This is a genomic window from Marinobacter sp. AL4B, from assembly GCF_019916045.1.
GTDB lineage: Bacteria > Pseudomonadota > Gammaproteobacteria > Pseudomonadales > Oleiphilaceae > Marinobacter.
Genome location: NZ_JAILWZ010000011.1, coordinates 1266389 through 1286295 on the forward strand (window position 1 = coordinate 1266389; position 19907 = coordinate 1286295).

Below are 19907 nucleotides of genomic sequence, written 5' to 3' on the forward strand. Positions count from 1 at the left end.
TGCTTTAGCCTTCCTTCATCTCTAAGGCCCGCTGATAGAGCTCATTCTTCCCCAGACCACATACATCCGCCACGATTCTCGCCGCCTTTTTCACCGGCAGCTCTTTAACCAGCATCGCCAGCAATTTATTAGCATCAACTGAAGCCTCTGCACCCTGCACACCTTCCGAGCCTCGGATCATCACCACGAACTCCCCTTTGGCTCCGTGCGGGTCAGCTAGCAGCTCCGACAACACTTCTCCAGCAGGTCCCGCATAGAAGGTCTCGAAGGTTTTGGTCAGCTCCCTGCCTAACACGCACTCTCGATCCGCACCCAGAACCTCGATGAGATCTTCCATAAAGTCGGTGATTCGGTGAGGTGACTCATAGAACACCAGCGTCGCCGGCTGATGCTTAAAACCTTCCAGCGCAGTCTTTCGCCCAACCCGCTTAGCCGGCAAAAAGCCTGCGAACAAAAACTGATCGGTCGGCAAGCCGGCTGCGGAAAGCGCTGCCACCAGAGCGCATGCGCCAGGTATTGGTGAAACCGAATAGCCAGCCGCCCGAGCCTCTCTCACCAGTATGTAGCCAGGATCGGAAATCAGAGGCGTACCCGCATCGGACACCAAGGCCACACTCTGCCCTTGCGACAAAGCATCAAGGATCTGGCTGACCCGAGCCCGTTCGTTGTGATCATGGAGCGCAAGCATCTGTTTGTTTAGCCCAAGATGCTGAAGCAACCTGCCGCTATGACGCGTATCCTCCGCCGCCACTAAATCGGCTTTAGCCAACACCTGACGCGCACGCTCCGTTACATCATCGAGATTTCCGATCGGCGTTGCGACAACGCATAGCTGTCCACCGGCACTAACGGGCGTTCGCTCAGAACTGGGCATAAAATGACTCCGGAGAATTGATAACATGATTATATAGCCGGCCCATGACAGCCACGTCATGTGAAATACGCCGGGAGCTGGTAAACTTGCCAGCTAATTAGCGGCATCACAAGCCCAATGATCCGGAGACGACCGAGCCTGCCATGATGACATACCGCAACTCATTACCTACGCTAACGCTACTTGCCGTGCTGATGACCCTGCTTAGCGGCTGTGCGTCCATCAATCTTGACACTCATGTTGCCGAAACGCCGGAACAGGCCCTAACCATAGCTGCGGATGAAAACGACCCACAACGCGCCCAGCGTTACCTGCTCCGCATAGCCAGCGATTACCAGAACAAAGGCAATCACACCGCGGCCAGGAAAATACTTCGGCACAACCTGTTAAAGTCAGCCAAAGGCCAGCCTCTCGAACAGCAGCGGTTGCTTGCTATGGCCAGCGCGATCGAGTTGGATGACCGAGCCTGGGCCAAAGAACTCGCCGCCACCGGCAACGCTGAAGATTTCCTAAACTATCCCAGCGATTTGTTGCCCCGAGCTGCAAACCTGCAAGCACAAACCTACGCGCTAGCAGGCAAGCCTCTTGATGCAGCGACAACACTGATCTTGCTTGGCCAGACCGATAGCAGCACCAGCCCGCAGAGTATTCACGACAAAATCTGGAGCCAACTGAAGAACGTTAGCTCAACCAAGCTGCAAGCCAATACCGACAACGCCATCGGGTTTGAAAACCAAGGTTGGCTTGAACTGGCGATGACACTCCGGAACACAGACGGCAACCTGGATGCACAAGGTCGACTCATTCGGGAATGGCAAAACAACTGGCCAGGACATCCTGCCGCCCAAACTCTGCCGAAAGATCTCGCCCTTATGGCTGACATCTCTTCCTTACGACCAGAAAACATTGTCTTGGCGCTGCCGCTCAACGGCCCCCTAGCCAGTGCAGGCAAAGCTATTCGAGACGGCTTCATCGCGGCCTATTACAATGACATCAGTGCCAATCGCAGCAAAACCGATATCCGCGTTGTGGATACAACCAACCAGTCTTTTCGCGATCTCTACAGCAAACTGAGCAGCGGCAACGCTGATTTGATCGTTGGCCCACTTGAGAAAGACGGCTTAACAGAACTGGCAGATATGAACACCCTTCCCGTCCCTGTGCTTGGTCTAAACTATTTACCTAGCGACAGCAAAGCACCTAGCGGCCTGTACCAATACGGCCTGTCTGCCGAAGACGAAGCGCGACAAATTGCGGAACAACTTGCGGCAGACAACATCACTCGGATTCTCGCGCTCATCCCTAACGGCGAGTGGGGAGACCGAGTTACCTCTGCTCTGACCAATAAACTTCAAGAAACTGGCGTAACGGCACTGCACGTACAGCGATTCATCCCGGAAGACAACCTTCGCGCCATTACCGCCGACGTTCTTGGCGTAACGGCGTCTCGCCAGCGCGCAATCGATGTCGAGCGCACCATTGGCCTGAACGTGGAATTCGAACCCCGACCACGCCAGGATGCCGAAGCCATTGTCATGGTTGCCGCACCGACCATCGCCCGGCAGTTCAAACCACTGTTTGCTTTCTATTTCGCAGGCAATCTTCCGGTCTATGCGCCGTCTATAACCTACGAAGGTATCCCCAACCCGAGCCGTGACCGCGATTTAAACAACGTGATCTTCACCGATATCCCTTGGGTTCTTGCGGGAGACAACCCGTTACGTAGCGATGCGGAACAGTACCTAAGTGGCACCAAAGGCCAATTGGGCCGCCTGTTCGCTATGGGCGCTGACGCCTGGCAACTCAGCAAGCGCTTACCGCTTCTACAGCAGGTCAAAGATGCTGCCATCGATGGACATACGGGCACGCTTACCATGGCCCCATCTGGCGCCATACACAGAGAACAGCTGTGGGCCAAATTTGTTAATGGCACCCCCGAAATACTCGAAACAAAATCCCCGGACGCGCTCGTTTCCGACGAATAAGAACGAACTAACGATTAGTCATGGCCAAGGACGGCAAAAAGGCGCTAGGCGACTTCTACGAAGGGGTGGCAGCTCGTTACCTTACGAGCCGGGGCGTCTCCATAATTGAACGCAACGTCTACAACCGCGGCGGAGAGATTGATCTCATCGGACTCGACGGCGACGTGTTAGTGTTTTTCGAAGTGCGGTACCGCAAAACCAACAGCTTGGTAGATCCTCTAGACTCAATCACCACAAGCAAGCAGAAGTGTTTGATAAGGGCCGCCTCGTTTTATCTTCATCGAAACAACCTATGGGATACAGAAGCGCGCATCGACGTGGTTGGTATTACGCCGGGAACTACCAGCAAATACCGGGTACAATGGGTTAAAAATGCAATTCAGGCAGATTAGTACCGGCACCATGACCAATACCGAAGAACGAATCAATTACTGGTTTGCAAACCACATGGAACAGACAGCGCAAGCTGCTGTCACCGCAGGCCCCGCCATTGGAACCGTAGCAGATGCGTTCGTAACCACACTGCTCCAGGATGGCAAAATTATCGCTTGCGCGAATGGCAACGCCAACGTGCTTACGCAATACCTGTGCACGGCACTGCTCTCAAGGTTTGACCAGGATCGTCCCGCGCTCCCCGCCATCAACCTGGGCGCGGACGCGACCACCTACTCTGCGATTTGCCGCGACAATCGCTTTAATGACACCTTCTCAAGGCAAGTAAGGGCTGTGGGCAAACCCGGAGACCTACTATTTGTGGTTGTCGATGACGGCCACAAAGCCAACCTGATTCAAGCTATTCAGGCGGCCCACGATCGGGAAATGATGGTTGTCGTCCTCAGCGCAAGGGAGAAATCGGACATCACCTCTCTGATGCACCCGGAAGACCACGAAGTTGCGTTGAACGATCTGTCACCCCACGAAGCCACACCATTAATGATGGTGATCATCAATGCTTTGTGCGATCAGATCGATGCGAAGCTATTTGGCGGATAAAAAAAAGCCGGCAAGCCGGCTTTTTTTTATTTCACTACCTTTAGCGTCGGCCGGCCGGAAGGCCTTTCGTCCGCTTTCGGAGCGGGAACATCATCCCCTTCCGGATCAGGAAAGCCCGGCTCGCTGCCGAACACCATTCCTTCACCATTTTCTTTTGCATAAATTGCCAGCACAGCCTGCAGTGGAATGAACACCTGCATGGGTACGCCGCCGAATCGAGCGCTAAACTCAATCGCTCCATTACCAATCACCAGACCCCGTACGGCACCAGTACTGATATTCAGAACAATCTGACCATTAGCTACGTGCTCTGTCGGCACCTGAACACCCTGAACACCCGCATCAACCACAATATACGGGGTACAGTCGTTGTCCAGAATCCACTCATTCAGCGCCCTTACCAAGTAGGGGCGGCTGGAGGTCATGGCAATATTTAAATCAGACACTACAACAACTCCTGATTTGGAAGCCGGGCGCTATGCCATCAGCTGCGAATATCTTCTTCAAGATCAGAAAGGCTAGCCTTAAAGCCTTCGCGACTGAAGATACTCTCCATATACTTGAGCAGCGGCTTGGCCTGCTTGTCTTTATCGCTCAGTTCGATACCGAGCGCCGGCAGACGCCACAAGATCGGCGCAATACAGCAATCCACAATGGTGAACTCTTCAGACAAGAAGAACGGCATTTCCGCAAACAGAGGGCCGGTCGCCAGCAAGCTTTCTTTCAGCTCTTTACGCGCGGCGTCTGAAGCCTTACCGTTTGGCTGAGCAACGATCTGATCAACCAAAGCACACCAATCTTTCTGAATCCGGTGGATCATCAAGCGGCTGTTAGCTCGTGCAACGGGGTACACAGGCAAAAGCGGTGGATGCGGGAAACGCTCATCCAGGTATTCCATCATGATGTTCGGTTCGTATAGAACCAAATCACGATCCACCAATGTCGGTACGGCGTTGTACGGGTTCATATCCGCCAATTCTGCCGGAGGGTTGTCCGGCTCCACATCAACAACATCAACGGTAACACCCTTTTCCGCCAATACAATACGCACACGATGGCTGTAATGGCTGTTTGGGTCCGAGAAAAAAGTCATTGATGACCGCTTGGTCACAACGCCCATATAAGCTACCTCACGATTCAAAAATCGAAACAATCCAGTAAACGCAAAAAACCAGCGGTCCTTGAAGGGACCGCTGGAATCTAGGATTAAGGATTATACCCTAAATCTTAATGTACGTCTTTCCAGTACTCGCGATTGAGCAAGTATGCGAAGACGAAGAAGATGGCCACGAAGATCAGCACGAAAATACCAAGACGCTCGCGCTCAACTTTTACCGGGTCACCCATGTAGGACATGAAGTTGGTCAGATCCCACATTGCCTGATCGAATTCAGCACCATTCATGCTGCCTTCGATGGCATACTCAGGGCACACATCACTGTTGTTGATGTTACCACTGAGGGGCTCAACATTTGGCTTAACGCCAATATTGGGCTTAACCGCACACAGACCTTGCAGACCAACCATCACATGAGGCATACCAACGAGATCGAAGACCACGTTGTTCACACCCAAGGGACGACTGTCATCTTTGTAGAATCCACGCAGGTAGGAATAAACCCAGGATTCGCCACGCAGACGAGTCTCTAGCGTCAAGTCAGGTGGCGGAGCACCAAACCAACCCGCAGCCATACCTTTGTCCATGGAGTTTTTCATCAACTCCCCGATTTTGGCGCCAGTGAAGATTAGATTCTCCTCGTACAACGCCGCAGGAATCTCCAAATCGTCAGAGACACGCTTGTAACGGGCGTACTCCATAGAGTGGCAACCCATGCAGTAGTTGGTGAACAAGGCCGCACCACGCTGCAAAGACGCTTTGTCAGTATGATCCGGAGTCATCTCATCCAGATGAACCGAGCCACCCGCTGCCAACCCAAGCGCTGGCAGGATCGCTATGAAAAGACCAAATATCAGCTTTCTCATTATCCTGTCACCCTCTCTGGCACTGGCTTGGTTTTCTCCATGCGCGTGTAGAACGGCATGAGGATGAAGTACGCGAAGTACAACGCTGTCAAGATCTGGGCGGCGGTGGTACGACCTTCCGTCGCCGGAACGATACCCAAGTAACCCAGCACCACAAAGCTGATCGCAAAAATCGTCAGAGCAATCTTGCTCAGCCAGCCTTTGTAGCGGATTGACCGAACCGGACTTCTATCCAGCCAAGGCAACACGAATAGAATGGCAATCGCAGCACCCATGACAACCACACCCCAGAACTTGGCATCGAGACCGAACAGATCAACGGTTACCGCACGCAACATCGCATAGAAGGGCGTGAAGTACCATACCGGAGCGATATGAGCCGGCGTCTTCAGATTGTTGGCTGGCTCGAAGTTTGGTTTCTCGAGGAACAGGCCACCCATTTCAGGGAAGAAGAACACCACGATAAAGAAGATAAAGAAGAACACCGCCACACCCAGCAGGTCGTGCACTGAGTAGTACGGATGGAACGGGATACCGTCTTTCGGAATGCCGTTCTCGTCTTTGTTTTTCTTAATGTCGATACCGTCAGGGTTGTTTGAACCCACTTCGTGCAACGCCAGGATGTGCAGCACAACCAATGCCAACAGAACGATCGGCAACGCAACAACGTGCAAGGCAAAGAAGCGGTTAAGCGTGATACCGGAAATCAGGTAGTCACCACGAATCCACAAAGACAAATCTTCACCGATCACCGGAATAGCACCGAACAGGTTTACAATAACCTGGGCACCCCAGTAAGACATCTGACCCCAGGGCAGCAGGTAGCCCATAAAGGCTTCCGCCATCAGCACCAGATAAATCAGCATGCCGAAGATCCAGATCAACTCACGAGGTTTCTGGTAGGAGCCGTACATCAAGCCACGGAACATGTGGAGATAGACCACCACGAAGAACGCAGAGGCCCCCGTAGAGTGGAGATAACGCAACAACCAGCCCCATTCAACATCACGCATGATGTATTCAACGGAAGCGAAAGCGCCGTCGCCAGACGGGTTGTAGCTCATGGTCAGCCAAATACCGGTAACCAACTGGTTAACCAGAACAAGCATGGCCAACGAGCCGAAGAAGTACCAGAAATTAAAGTTCTTGGGCGCGTAATACTTCGCCAAGTGGTTGTTCCAAGCATCAACAATAGGAAGACGCTCATCTACCCAATTTATAAGTTTTTGCATTACGCTGCCTCCGGATCAAGACCAATCGTCATGGTCGAATCGTTATCGAACCGATAAGGCGGTACTTCCAGGTTCAGAGGAGCTGGCTGCCCACTGAGAACGCGGCCGGACAAATCGAACTTGGAGCCGTGACATGGGCAAAAGAACCCACCCAACCACTCTTCACCCAAATCTGCAGGAGCCACCTCCGGACGGTAGGTAGGAACGCAACCAAGGTGCGTACAAATGCCTACCAGAACCATAAGCTCCGGCTTCAGAGAGCGTGATGCTCCCTTGATGTATTCCGGCTGCTGGCTGGCTGCGGTTGATTCTGGATCTTTCAACCGAGGGGTCATCTCCTCGACACGATCCAGCATTTCCTGTGACCGCCGCACAACCCACACTGGCTTGCCTCGCCACTCAACAGTCACCTGCTGACCTGGCTCAATTTTGTCGACATTCATTGTTACCGGTGCACCGGCTGCTTCCGCTTTTGCGCTGGGATTCCAGGACGCTACGAAAGGAACAGCTGCACCGACGACGCCGACACCACCTACCACGGATGTGGCACCGATTAGAAATCGGCGCCGACCTTGGCTCACGTCGCCATTACTCATTATGGTTTTCTCCCATCAGGCGAGGCACAGACGCGGAAACACCGATACTGCGCTTCGAAAAGGACTTCACAACCCAAAATTATAAGCGAGGAAATGGTAATGAAATTAACCTTCGCTTACAAGTTAGAAAGGCCCAGTGCCGGGCTTATCCCTGCGCCAGATCAAAATTTTTTACAGTCTTAAGGCACAAAAAAACCCGACCAAAAGATCGGGTTTTTCCATCGGCACAAGGTGCAGATTAACGCTTGGAGAACTGCGGACGCTTACGCGCTTTACGCAGACCAACCTTCTTACGCTCAACCTTACGTGCGTCACGGGTAACGTAACCCGCTTCGCGCATCGATGGGCGCAGTGTTTCGTCGTAATCCATAAGGGCGCGAGTCAAACCGTGGCGAATTGCGCCAGCCTGACCACTGATACCACCACCCTTAACTGTGATATTGATATCGAAACGATCTTCAGAACCCGCAACAACCAGCGGCTGACGCACGATCATTCGAAGCGTCTCACGACCGAAGAATTCTTCGATAGTGCGACCGTTGATAGAAATGTTACCGCTTCCCGGCTTGATAAAAACCCGAGCCGTGGACGACTTGCGGCGACCAGTACCGTAATTTTGTGCTACAGACATATTCGCCTTCCGTTAAATGTCGAGTTCTTTGGGCTGCTGGGCGGCATGCGCGTGCTCAGCGCCGGCGTACACTTTCAGCTTCTTGAACATGGCACGACCAAGCGGACCTTTCGGAAGCATGCCTTTCACAGACTTCTGAATAATTTGCTCGGGAGCCTTGTCAACCAGCTTCTCGAAATTGATGGATTTGATTCCACCTGGAAAGCCGGTATGGCTGTAATACATCTTATCAGATGCCTTGTTGCCGGTAACCTTCACCTGGCTGGCATTGATAACAACGATATAATCGCCAGTGTCCACATGAGGGGTATACTCAGGCTTATGCTTGCCCCGCAGACGAAGGGCGATTTCGGTTGACAGACGACCCAGCGTCTTGCCGGCTGCGTCTACAACGTACCAGTCACGTTTTACAGTTTCTGGTTTCGCACTCAGAGTCTTCATTGATTCCGCCTTGAACGCTAAAAGAAACGTTAGAAACCACCACCGGTACATGCAAGGCATCCGGGGGAGGTCCATACCTAGTTTGCGCTGGCACTATTCGGGGCTGAGATAGTGACATCGCCTTGAAAAGCCAGGGCGCGAAGTATACTCGAACCCCAAAAGAAAGCCAACCCTACGTCGCCTTGTCTCGTAAATCCCCTACAAAACGCTTAATTTGGCGCCAACACATCGGCCGGCCGGCCGTAGAGTGTACTCGCATTCTCCAGCACCACCTCGGCAAGCCTTTCCTTAGGCTCGCCCCGAAGTTGAGCCAGCTGGGCCAATATATCAGGTATATATTCCGGGGAGTTCTGCCCCTTAGCAACTCCCGCCGGCGACATATCCGGCGCGTCGGTTTCCAGCACTAACGTGTCAGACGGCAAGCGAGCGACTACGTCTCGGGTCTTCTTTGAGCGGGCGTGAGTAATCACTCCCCCCACACCAATATAGCAGCCCAACTCAATAAAGTGACAGGCTTGCTGATAGCTTCCGGAGAAGCCGTGAATCAGCGCGCGGCCGTCCCAGCGCTCTGACCGCAGAAGGGCAGCCACTTGGTCGTGAGCTTTTACAGAGTGGACCACCAGCGGCAAATCCATACGAGCGGCCATTTGTACTTGCGCCGCAAACCACGGCTTCTGGCCATCGATAGAGCCGCGCAGACCGTCAAGGCCGCACTCCCCAACAGCCAGGCACCCTGGGTCTCTTTTCTCGAGCGCAGCTTCTAGCGATTCCAGATCCTCCTCGCCATGCTCACCCACAAACCAAGGATGGATGCCTAGACAATACCACAGCCCCACCTCAGGCTTTGACAAAGATGCCAACCGCCCCCAATCGGGGCACCGGACCCCAGGCATAACCAAGCCGTTTACACCCTGCGCCCTTGCACCTGCCAACACTTGATCCCGGCGCTCATCAAACTCCGGGAAGTCGAAATGGCAATGGGCATCGAACAGGCGCATGCGTGGCTCCACCAAGCTTCGTCAGTGTTCTCGAGTTTTATGGAACTGAACGTCCGGGTAACGCTCCTGAGCCAAGTTCAGGTTTACCATCGTCGGTGCGATGTAAGCCAACCGGTCACCACCGTCGAGCGCGACATTCTCCTGGTTCTTACGCTGGAACTCTTCCAACTTGCGCTCGTCGTCACAGGTTACCCAGCGTGCAGTTGCTACGTTGATCGGCTCATAGATAGCCTCGACTTTGTACTCGCTCTTCAATCGCGCAACCACCACATCAAACTGCAGCACGCCGACAGCCCCAACAATCAGGTCATTGTTTTTAAATGGCCGGAACACCTGAACCGCGCCTTCCTCGGAGAGCTGAATGAGGCCTTTCTGTAGTTGCTTGGCTTTCAATGGATCTTTCAGACGAATCCGACGGAACAACTCCGGAGCAAAGTTCGGAATACCGGTGAACTTCATGTCTTCGCCCGCAGTGAAGGTATCGCCAAGCTGGATGGTTCCGTGGTTGTGCAAGCCAATGATATCGCCCGCAAACGCCTGCTCAGCATGCTCTCGGTCACCAGCCATGAACGTTAGGGCGTCGGAAAAGCGAACATCCTTACCGATACGAACGTGACGCGCCTTCATACCTTGCTTATAGCTGCCTGAAACGATTCGAACAAACGCAATCCGGTCACGGTGCTGGGGGTCCATGTTCGCCTGGATTTTGAAGACAAACCCAGAGAAGCCTTCCTCCTCGGGCTCAACCGTGCGCACATCCGTGGCACGCGCCTGGGGCGTTGGAGCCCACTCGATCAGACCATCAAGCATATGATCAACGCCAAAGTTGCCCAGCGCGGTACCGAAAAATACGGGGGTCAGCTCACCGGCCAAGAAAGCCTCTTGATCAAACTCGTGCGAAGCACCTTTCACCAGCTCGATTTCATCCCGCAAGTCAGCGGCATAGCCGCCAAGCGCTTCCTCCAATTCCGGATTATCCAGCCCTTTTATAACACGCCGTTCCTGAATGGTATGGCCTTGACCGGTTTGGTATAAAATCACTTCATCACGGACCAAGTGATACACACCCTTAAAGCCCTTGCCCATACCAATCGGCCAGGTCACCGGTGAACAAGCAATTTTCAGTACGTCTTCCACTTCATCCATTAGCTCAATCGGATCACGAGTATCACGGTCCAGCTTGTTCATGAAAGTGATAATGGGGGTATCTCTAAGACGCGTAACCTCCATCAACTTGATGGTCCGCTCTTCAACACCTTTGGCACTGTCGATAACCATCAGACACGAATCGACTGCAGTCAGGGTACGGTAGGTATCCTCGGAGAAATCCTCGTGGCCTGGGGTATCCAGCAGGTTTACAAGCTTTCCTCCATAGGGAAACTGCATCACCGAGGTGGTTACTGAAATGCCACGCTCTTTTTCCATCTCCATCCAGTCAGATTTAGCGTGCTGACCAGACTTCTTGCCTTTTACCGTACCGGCCTTCTGCAGCGCTTGACCGAACAACAGTACCTTTTCAGTAATGGTGGTTTTACCGGCATCCGGGTGCGAGATAATCGCAAAGGTATGGCGATTGGCCACTTCCTTCGATAGGTTAGACATAAGACAACAGCCTGAATGGAATGGATGATAAACGGGGTATTATACGGGCTAGCGGGGGCTTAGGTGAACTGCAACTCCATGACTCTCGCATCTTCGCCGCCCGAAGGCCCGGGGTAATATTTTGGCCTGACACCAATCTGCTTAAAACCTTCACTTCGATACAGCAACGTTGCTGCGCGATTGCTTTTACGAACCTCCAGAATCATGCACGCCAAATCATCTTCGACCGCGACCGCTATCGCATGCTGGAGCAACTTTCGCCCTACCCCCATGCCTCGAACAGTCGGGTGTACACACACGTTAAGTAAGTGTGCCTCATCGAATTGATAACTTATGATCGTGTAGCCAACGAGCTCGTTTTCGGAAACGTATGCCCACACCCGATAACTGTCCTTGAAGCAGTCTCGGAAGATGCCCTCAGTCCAGGGGTGCGAATGCCCAAGCCGCTCCAGTTCCATCACTCGCGGCAGATCACCTGGGGTGAGCCGACGTATGCCGGAATCTGCAACTTGGTCGGCCCTCATAGAGCCGAGAGGGGCTTGATCATTTGCCATAGCTCTCGCTTCATCAAGGGATCGGATGCGAGCTTCGCCAAGCTCCCTGAAAACCTTACGGCCGCTGGTTTCCCGAATGCCTGCTCTAGCAAATCGCTCTCGTCACCCAGAATCACAAGCTGACGATCTTTCTCGGCACCGTATCGTGCGGAAATCGCTTCCAGTAAATGCTCGACGCGATTGAGCGAAACTTTAAGATTATTGAACAAAGGCCAGTGGATAGATCCGAGCCCAACAGGTGATGCCTCTCCCACACTTTTCAATATGTTCGCTGCCAATGTCTCTTGTAGCGAGAAGCTTGTATCCTCGGACATCTCTGCGATCAACAAGAAGCGGTTACCCCGCCATGCCTGAATAAACACGCGCGGCACAGCTTCGGGCACATGAGCGGAAGCGCGCGGAAGCTCTTCATCGGGAACAGCTATGTCTTCAGAAGAATCCGTTTTACCTACAATCGCAGTTTTCTGAGGCTGAGGCTCAGCAGGCTCCGCTGGTCGAGGCGAGTTTGCTGGCGCTTCAACCGCTGACATCAAACTCTGGAGGTGAGCAATCTTGTCGCGACTACGGGCAGCTTGCTCCGGATCACTTTGCGCGGGTGCTGCTGATGCAGCCACACCAAGCTCTGGCGTGGCCGGTTCATCGTTGAACTCACTGAAGTCGTACTCGGGGCTGGGCGCGGCGCCGGGAAGCGGTTCGCGCGCATACCACATCCTGACCCCGGTGACGCCGAGGTAGAATTGCCTTGCCGCTTCGGTATGCATATCAACAACACCTAATCGTTAGTCGTAAAGCCAGCCGCACGAACTCAGACATCAGCAACCTGCGGATGCTGACGAATACCGCCCGAAGTTACCAAGTTAAGAGCCTCGATATAAGCTTTGGCCGACGCGATGATGATGTCGGTGTCCGCTCCTACGCCGTTAACGATTCGCCCTCCACGTTCAAGTCGAACCGTCACCTCACCCTGAGCATCGGTACCACTGGTGATGTTGTTAACTGAGTAAAGCTGCAGGTTACAACCGGAATCTAGTAATGATTCAATCGCTTTAAAGGCGGCATCAACCGGACCACTGCCCTCAGAAGTAACCGTATGCTCAGTGCCATCGACCGTCATGGTCAACGTTGCTTTTGGCACAACGCCTGTTTCTGATGCAACCTTCATGCACACCAGACCATAGCGCCCAACCTCTTCTGTCTGTTTGGTATCACTGGCGATGGCCTGCAGATCTTCGTCGAATATTTCATGCTTAAGGTCAGCCAGTGCCTTGAAGCGGGTGAACGCTTCATTCAACTCGGTCTCGGTCTCAAACTGGATCCCCAATTCCTGCAAACGGGTGCGGAACGCGTTGCGCCCCGAGTGTTTACCCAGCACCAAACTGTTGGTATGCCAGCCCACGTCTTGGGCCTTCATAATCTCGTAGGTTTCGCGGTGCTTCAGCACACCATCCTGGTGAATGCCGGATTCGTGAGCAAACGCGTTAGCCCCAACAATCGCCTTGTTGGGCTGGACAGGGAAACCGGTAATGCTCGACACCAGGCGAGACGCGGGAACAATGTGCTCCGCGTTTACTCGGGTATCAATATTGAACAGGTCTTTACGAGTGCGTACCGCCATCACAATCTCTTCAAGGGAGGCGTTACCTGCACGCTCGCCCAAGCCATTGATCGTGCACTCCACCTGCCGTGCACCATTCGTCACCGCGGCGATAGAGTTCGCCACGGCGAGGCCGAGGTCGTTGTGACAGTGAACAGAAAAGATCGCCTTATCGGCATTGGGTATACGGTTCAGCAGCTGGCGTATCGTCTCCCCGAACTCCGCAGGGATGGCATAACCCACTGTATCTGGAATATTGATGGTCGTCGCACCCGCATCGATTGCCGCTTCGATAATACGACACAAGAAATCGAGCTCTGAACGCCCAGCGTCCTCACAGGAGAATTCCACATCATCAACGTGGCTTCTCGCTCGCTTCACGGCACGTACCGCTTGCTCTACGACCTCGTCCGGCTTCATCTGCAATTTATGCTGCATATGAATAGGCGAAGTCGCAATGAAAGTATGAATTCGCCCTTGAGCTGCCGGCCGGATCGCCTCTGCCGCTCGATCGATATCCTTATCGAGTGCTCGGGCAAGACTACAAATCGTTGACTCTTTGATGCTTTCAGCAATGGCTTTGACCGCCTCAAAGTCGCCCTGACTGGCAATGGCGAAGCCAGCTTCAATTACATCGACCCTCAGCTTTTCCAGGGCCTTGGCGATACGAAGCTTTTCATTTTTATTCATCGTCGCGCCGGGACTTTGTTCGCCGTCACGAAGAGTTGTATCGAAAATCACCAAATGATCAGGTGCAGCCATTGCCGGGCTCCCATCAGAAACTAAATGTTTAAGTGCTGTTTATTGTCGCGAGTATATCACTTCTTAGTTTCAGGAGCGTAAGCCGGTGACGTCATTGAACTGACCAGCAAGTAACAGACTGGGCATCCAGAAATGAAAAAACCCCAGCCTCGTACGAAGCTGGGGTTTTTAGTATTAAGAGTCTGACGATGACCTACTCTCACATGGGCAAGTGCCACACTACCATCGGCGCAGGCTTGTTTCACTTCTGAGTTCGGGATGGGATCAGGTGGTTCCAAGCCGCTATGGTCGTCAGACAAAACGGTTTGATCACTGGGGGACGAGATGGAACGTAATACGATTTCTTTAGTGCGTTATCCGCAATTGTCTTGGGTGTTATATAGTCAAGCCGCACGAGCAATTAGTACTGGTTAGCTCAACGCCTCGCAGCGCTTACACACCCAGCCTATCAACGTCCTGGTCTTGAACGGCTCTTCAGGAGGCTCAAGGCCTCAGGGAGATCTCATCTTGGAAGGGGCTTCCCGCTTAGATGCTTTCAGCGGTTATCCTATCCGAACATAGCTACCCAGCAATGCTTCTGGCGAAACAACTGGAACACCAGCGGTTCGTTCACTCCGGTCCTCTCGTACTAGGAGCAACTTTCCTCAAATCTCCAACGTCCACGGCAGATAGGGACCGAACTGTCTCACGACGTTCTAAACCCAGCTCGCGTACCACTTTAAATGGCGAACAGCCATACCCTTGGGACCGGCTTCAGCCCCAGGATGTGATGAGCCGACATCGAGGTGCCAAACACCGCCGTCGATGTGAACTCTTGGGCGGTATCAGCCTGTTATCCCCGGAGTACCTTTTATCCGTTGAGCGATGGCCCTTCCATACAGAACCACCGGATCACTATGACCTACTTTCGTACCTGCTCGACGTGTCTGTCTCGCAGTCAAGCGGGCTTGTGCCATTACACTAACCGTACGATGTCCGACCGTACTTAGCCCACCTTTGTGCTCCTCCGTTACGCTTTGGGAGGAGACCGCCCCAGTCAAACTACCCACCACACAGTGTCCTCAACCCCGATAAGGGGTCAGAGTTAGAACCTCAAACATGCCAGGCTGGTATTTCAAGGTTGGCTCCACCAGAACTGGCGTCCTGGTTTCAAAGCCTCCCAGCTATCCTACACAAGCATATTCAAAGTTCACTGTGAAGCTATAGTAAAGGTTCACGGGGTCTTTCCGTCTAGCCGCGGATACACCGCATCTTCACGGCGATTTCAATTTCACTGAGTCTCGGGTAGAGACAGCGCCCCCATCGTTACGCCATTCGTGCAGGTCGGAACTTACCCGACAAGGAATTTCGCTACCTTAGGACCGTTATAGTTACGGCCGCCGTTTACCGGGGCTTCGATCAAGAGCTTCGCACGAGTGCTAACCCCATCAATTAACCTTCCGGCACCGGGCAGGCGTCACACCGTATACGTCCACTTTCGTGTTTGCACAGTGCTGTGTTTTTAATAAACAGTCGCAGGGGCCTGGTATCTTCGACCGGCTTCCGCTCCACCCGCAGGGGTTTCACGTACACGCCGGCGTGCCTTCTCCCGAAGTTACGGCACCATTTTGCCTAGTTCCTTTACCCGAGTTCTCTCAAGCGCCTTGGTATTCTCTACCTGACCACCTGTGTCGGTTTGGGGTACGGTCCCGAATAGCCTGAAGCTTAGAAGATTTTCCTGGAAGCAGGGCATCAATGACTTCGCGCCCTTGGGCACTCGTCGTCGCGTCTCAGGATTGTGGACCCGGATTTACCTAAGTCCACTCCCTACACGCTTAAACCGGGACAACCGTCGCCCGGCTCACCTAGCCTTCTCCGTCTCTCCATCGCAGCTATCCAAGGTACGGGAATATTAACCCGTTTCCCATCGACTACACCTTTCGGTCTCGCCTTAGGGGCCGACTCACCCTGCGCCGATTAGCGTTGCGCAGGAACCCTTGGTCTTCCGGCGTGGGAGTTTTTCACTCCCATTGTCGTTACTCATGTCAGCATTCGCACTTCTGATACCTCCAGCAAGCTTCTCAACTCACCTTCGCAGGCTTACAGAACGCTCCCCTACCCCGCATACAAAGTATGCAGCCGCAGCTTCGGTAACCAGTTTGAGCCCCGTTACATCTTCCGCGCAGGCCGACTCGACTAGTGAGCTATTACGCTTTCTTTAAAGGATGGCTGCTTCTAAGCCAACCTCCTAGCTGTCTGAGCCTTCCCACATCGTTTCCCACTTAACTGGTATTTTGGGACCTTAGCTGGCGGTCTGGGTTGTTTCCCTCTTCACGACGGACGTTAGCACCCATCGTGTGTCTCCCGGATAGTACTCACAGGTATTCGGAGTTTGCATGGGGTTGGTAAGTCGAGATGACCCCCTAGCCCAAACAGTGCTCTACCCCCTGTGGTATTCGTCCGAGGCGCTACCTAAATAGCTTTCGGGGAGAACCAGCTATCTCCGGGCTTGATTAGCCTTTCACTCCGATCCACAAGTCATCCCCTGGCTTTTCAACGACAGTGGGTTCGGTCCTCCAGTTGATGTTACTCAACCTTCAACCTGCTCATGGATAGATCGCCCGGTTTCGGGTCTATGCCCAGCGACTAAATCGCCCTATTCAGACTCGGTTTCCCTACGGCTCCCCTAAACGGTTAACCTCGCCACTGAACATAAGTCGCTGACCCATTATACAAAAGGTACGCCGTCACAGAACAAGTCTGCTCCGACTGCTTGTACGCATACGGTTTCAGGATCTATTTCACTCCCCTCACAGGGGTTCTTTTCGCCTTTCCCTCACGGTACTGGTTCACTATCGGTCAGTCAGGAGTATTTAGCCTTGGAGGATGGTCCCCCCATGTTCAGTCAACGTTTCTCGTGCGCCGACCTACTCGATTTCACTAGACTCAGATTTCGGATACGGGGCTATCACCCACTATGGCGGCACTTTCCAGAGCCTTCTCCTATCAGTTGTCTAGCTTAAGGGCTAGTCCCCGTTCGCTCGCCGCTACTTAGGGAATCTCGGTTGATTTCTTTTCCTCGGGGTACTTAGATGTTTCAGTTCCCCCGGTTCGCCTCTTACACCTATGTATTCAGTGCAAGATACCCGATCGAAATCGGGTGGGTTTCCCCATTCAGAAATGTCCGGATCACAGCTCGTTTGCCAGCTCCCCGAACCTTATCGCAGGCTTCCACGTCTTTCATCGCCTCTGACTGCCAAGGCATCCACCGTATGCGCTTAGTTGCTTGACTATATAACCCCAAGACAACTGTGCTCGATTCAGACTTGAACCAGGCAAGCCTGATGCAAGTTAAAAAGAGACAGTCACTTGAAGCGATATAACAACCACTTCAACGACAACACCGGATAACGCTTGAAATCGTTATCACTTTGAATATTTTCTCTCGGAGATAATGAGAGAAGAATATTCGTGTTCTATCTCGTCCAATTTGTTAAAGAGCAAATCTGACCCAGTGATCAGAAAGAAGGACTTCGACGAATGACCGTTGTCATTAGGTCGAAACACTTGTTTCTGTACACTGCTAACCGAAGTTAGTCAGTAAAGTTTTGGTGGAGCTAGGCAGGATCGAACTGCCGACCTCCTGCGTGCAAGGCAGGCGCTCTCCCAGCTGAGCTATAGCCCCATTTAAGCTATTGTCGTTTCACTCTATGTGAGTAAAACTAAATCGTTCAGATCGAGGCATCGGATGGCGCCGCGTAGCCTGCTACGCAAGTCATTCGATAACGCTGAGCTGAGCGATTTTGGTGGGTCTGGGTGGACTTGAACCACCGACCTCACCCTTATCAGGGGTGCGCTCTAACCACCTGAGCTACAGACCCGGTTTTGCTTGTTGCAATAACAAGCCAAGTCGGGCCTGAAAGACCCAATTGCTCTCTTTATTCAGCTAACCAAGTAATTCGTGTGGACTCTGACCGAAGCATTCAGCTTCGTTTAAGGAGGTGATCCAGCCCCAGGTTCCCCTAGGGCTACCTTGTTACGACTTCACCCCAGTCATGAACCACACCGTGGTAATCGTCCTCCCGAAGGTTAGACTAACTACTTCTGGTGCAATCCACTCCCATGGTGTGACGGGCGGTGTGTACAAGGCCCGGGAACGTATTCACCGCGACATTCTGATTCGCGATTACTAGCGATTCCGACTTCACGCAGTCGAGTTGCAGACTGCGATCCGGACTACGACGCACTTTAAGGGATTGGCTCACTCTCGCGAGTTGGCAGCCCTCTGTATACGCCATTGTAGCACGTGTGTAGCCCTGGCCGTAAGGGCCATGATGACCTGACGTCATCCCCACCTTCCTCCGGTTTGTCACCGGCAGTCTCCCTGGAGTTCTCAGCATTACCTGCTAGCAACCAAGGATAGGGGTTGCGCTCGTTACGGGACTTAACCCAACATCTCACGACACGAGCTGACGACGGCCATGCAGCACCTGTGTCAGAGTTCCCGAAGGCACCAATCCATCTCTGGAAAGTTCTCTGCATGTCAAGGCCAGGTAAGGTTCTTCGCGTTGCGTCGAATTAAACCACATGCTCCACCGCTTGTGCGGGCCCCCGTCAATTCATTTGAGTTTTAACCTTGCGGCCGTACTCCCCAGGCGGTCAACTTAGTGCGTTAGCTGCGCCACTAAGGATTCAAGATCCCCAACGGCTAGTTGACATCGTTTACGGCGTGGACTACCAGGGTATCTAATCCTGTTTGCTCCCCACGCTTTCGCACCTCAGTGTCAGTGTTGGTCCAGGTAGCCGCCTTCGCCACTGGTGTTCCTTCCTATATCTACGCATTTCACCGCTACACAGGAAATTCCACTACCCTCTACCACACTCTAGCCGAGCAGTTCGAAATGCCGTTCCCAGGTTAAGCCCGGGGCTTTCACATCTCGCTTACTCAACCACCTACGCGCGCTTTACGCCCAGTAATTCCGATTAACGCTTGCACCCTCCGTATTACCGCGGCTGCTGGCACGGAGTTAGCCGGTGCTTCTTCTGCGAGTAACGTCAATCCCTAAAGGTATTAGCTTTAGAGCCTTCCTCCTCGCTGAAAGTGCTTTACAACCCGAAAGCCTTCTTCACACACGCGGCATGGCTGGATCAGGGTTGCCCCCATTGTCCAATATTCCCCACTGCTGCCTCCCGTAGGAGTTCGGGCCGTGTCTCAGTCCCGATGTGGCTGATCATCCTCTCAAACCAGCTACGGATCGTGGCCTTGGTGAGCCTTTACCTCACCAACTAGCTAATCCGACTTAGGCTCATCCAATAGCGCAAGGTCCGAAGATCCCCTGCTTTCCCCCGTAGGGCGTATGCGGTATTAGCAGCCGTTTCCGACTGTTGTCCCCCACTACTGGGCAGATTCCTAAGCATTACTCACCCGTCCGCCGCTCGACGCCTGATAGCAAGCTATCATCGTTTCCGCTCGACTTGCATGTGTTAAGCCTGCCGCCAGCGTTCAATCTGAGCCATGATCAAACTCTTCAGTTTAAATCATACAAGAATCCGAAGATTCTTAATTCTTGCTCAAGACAAAACTCAATTTTCGACGAGTCACTGTCCTGATATTTCGTATCTGAAATACCTCGGCCAGCGCCCACACGAATTACTTGGTCAACTTTTTAAAGAGCGTTTGAGC

The 19907-nt window shown here is 53.0% G+C and carries 16 protein-coding genes, 2 tRNA genes and 3 rRNA genes; 3 read left to right on the top strand and 18 right to left on the bottom strand.

Annotation, left to right across the window (positions count from 1 at the left end; translation table 11 throughout):
- Positions 1-4: 4 nt before the first annotated feature.
- Complete coding sequence (gene rsmI / locus K5L82_RS09895; protein ID WP_223133981.1) at positions 5-874, bottom strand: 16S rRNA (cytidine(1402)-2'-O)-methyltransferase; 870 nt, start codon at positions 872-874, stop codon at positions 5-7.
- A gap of 143 nt (positions 875-1017) precedes the next feature.
- Here rsmI and K5L82_RS09900 point away from each other — a divergent pair, with 143 nt between their 5' ends.
- From K5L82_RS09900 to K5L82_RS09910, 3 genes are read left to right on the top strand one after another with little or no spacing between them, the layout of a single operon-like run.
- On the top strand, positions 1018-2859 hold the full coding sequence (locus tag K5L82_RS09900) for a penicillin-binding protein activator (RefSeq protein ID WP_262492565.1): 1842 nt from the start codon (positions 1018-1020) through the stop codon (positions 2857-2859).
- A gap of 20 nt (positions 2860-2879) precedes the next feature.
- Positions 2880-3251 carry a YraN family protein gene (locus K5L82_RS09905; protein ID WP_223133982.1) on the top strand — a complete coding sequence of 124 codons (372 nt, stop codon included), beginning with the start codon at positions 2880-2882 and terminating at the stop codon, positions 3249-3251.
- A 10-nt stretch (positions 3252-3261) separates the two neighbouring features.
- Positions 3262-3852: an SIS domain-containing protein gene (locus K5L82_RS09910; protein WP_133007616.1), complete on the top strand. Its 591-nt coding sequence runs from the start codon at positions 3262-3264 to the stop codon at positions 3850-3852.
- A gap of 26 nt (positions 3853-3878) precedes the next feature.
- On the opposite strand, the gene K5L82_RS09915 is transcribed toward K5L82_RS09910, so the two are convergent.
- From K5L82_RS09915 to K5L82_RS09995, 17 genes are all read right to left on the bottom strand, one after another.
- Entirely contained in the window at positions 3879-4277 is a 399-nt protein-coding gene (locus K5L82_RS09915) for a ClpXP protease specificity-enhancing factor (protein WP_262492634.1), read from the bottom strand.
- Between the two features lie 59 nt (positions 4278-4336).
- A complete protein-coding gene (locus K5L82_RS09920; protein WP_223133984.1) occupies positions 4337-4972 on the bottom strand; it encodes a glutathione S-transferase N-terminal domain-containing protein in 636 nt (211 codons plus the stop codon).
- A 107-nt stretch (positions 4973-5079) separates the two neighbouring features.
- Positions 5080-5835 (bottom strand): cytochrome c1, encoded by a 756-nt coding sequence (locus tag K5L82_RS09925; RefSeq protein ID WP_133006423.1) that lies wholly within the window; start codon positions 5833-5835, stop codon positions 5080-5082.
- The gene (locus K5L82_RS09930; RefSeq protein ID WP_133006424.1) at positions 5835-7067 is read right to left on the bottom strand and encodes a cytochrome b; all 1233 of its coding nucleotides are present in this window, start codon (positions 7065-7067) and stop codon (positions 5835-5837) included. The genes K5L82_RS09925 and K5L82_RS09930 overlap by 1 nt, the downstream gene beginning before the upstream one ends.
- The gene (petA, locus tag K5L82_RS09935; RefSeq protein WP_133006425.1) at positions 7067-7663 is read right to left on the bottom strand and encodes a ubiquinol-cytochrome c reductase iron-sulfur subunit; all 597 of its coding nucleotides are present in this window, start codon (positions 7661-7663) and stop codon (positions 7067-7069) included. Before petA ends, K5L82_RS09930 begins: the two co-directional genes overlap by 1 nt.
- 238 nt (positions 7664-7901) lie before the next feature.
- The gene (gene rpsI, locus K5L82_RS09940; RefSeq protein ID WP_133006426.1) at positions 7902-8294 is read right to left on the bottom strand and encodes a 30S ribosomal protein S9; all 393 of its coding nucleotides are present in this window, start codon (positions 8292-8294) and stop codon (positions 7902-7904) included.
- Positions 8295-8306: 12 nt separating this feature from the next.
- Positions 8307-8735 carry a 50S ribosomal protein L13 gene (rplM, locus tag K5L82_RS09945; RefSeq protein WP_114333849.1) on the bottom strand — a complete coding sequence of 143 codons (429 nt, stop codon included), beginning with the start codon at positions 8733-8735 and terminating at the stop codon, positions 8307-8309.
- A gap of 209 nt (positions 8736-8944) precedes the next feature.
- Positions 8945-9733, bottom strand: coding sequence for a TatD family hydrolase (locus K5L82_RS09950; protein WP_223133985.1), 789 nt, complete (start codon positions 9731-9733; stop codon positions 8945-8947).
- Between the two features lie 21 nt (positions 9734-9754).
- A complete protein-coding gene (gene prfC, locus K5L82_RS09955) occupies positions 9755-11335 on the bottom strand; it encodes a peptide chain release factor 3 (protein ID WP_223133986.1) in 1581 nt (526 codons plus the stop codon).
- Positions 11336-11394: 59 nt separating this feature from the next.
- Complete coding sequence (gene rimI / locus K5L82_RS09960; protein WP_262492566.1) at positions 11395-11889, bottom strand: ribosomal protein S18-alanine N-acetyltransferase; 495 nt, start codon at positions 11887-11889, stop codon at positions 11395-11397.
- Positions 11856-12650 carry a hypothetical protein gene (locus tag K5L82_RS09965; RefSeq protein WP_223133987.1) on the bottom strand — a complete coding sequence of 265 codons (795 nt, stop codon included), beginning with the start codon at positions 12648-12650 and terminating at the stop codon, positions 11856-11858. The genes rimI and K5L82_RS09965 overlap by 34 nt, the downstream gene beginning before the upstream one ends.
- 44 nt (positions 12651-12694) lie before the next feature.
- Entirely contained in the window at positions 12695-14245 is a 1551-nt protein-coding gene (locus K5L82_RS09970; protein ID WP_223133988.1) for a 2-isopropylmalate synthase, read from the bottom strand.
- A 180-nt stretch (positions 14246-14425) separates the two neighbouring features.
- A 5S ribosomal RNA gene (gene rrf / locus K5L82_RS09975) occupies positions 14426-14541 on the bottom strand.
- An 83-nt stretch (positions 14542-14624) separates the two neighbouring features.
- Positions 14625-17516: ribosomal RNA gene (locus tag K5L82_RS09980) — 23S ribosomal RNA — on the bottom strand.
- Between the two features lie 317 nt (positions 17517-17833).
- A tRNA-Ala gene (locus tag K5L82_RS09985) sits at positions 17834-17909 on the bottom strand.
- A gap of 119 nt (positions 17910-18028) precedes the next feature.
- A tRNA-Ile gene (locus K5L82_RS09990) sits at positions 18029-18105 on the bottom strand.
- Between the two features lie 113 nt (positions 18106-18218).
- Positions 18219-19759, bottom strand: a 16S ribosomal RNA gene (locus K5L82_RS09995).
- Together the 16S, 23S and 5S rRNA genes with 2 tRNA genes alongside form the textbook arrangement of a ribosomal RNA operon.
- Positions 19760-19907: the final 148 nt, after the last annotated feature.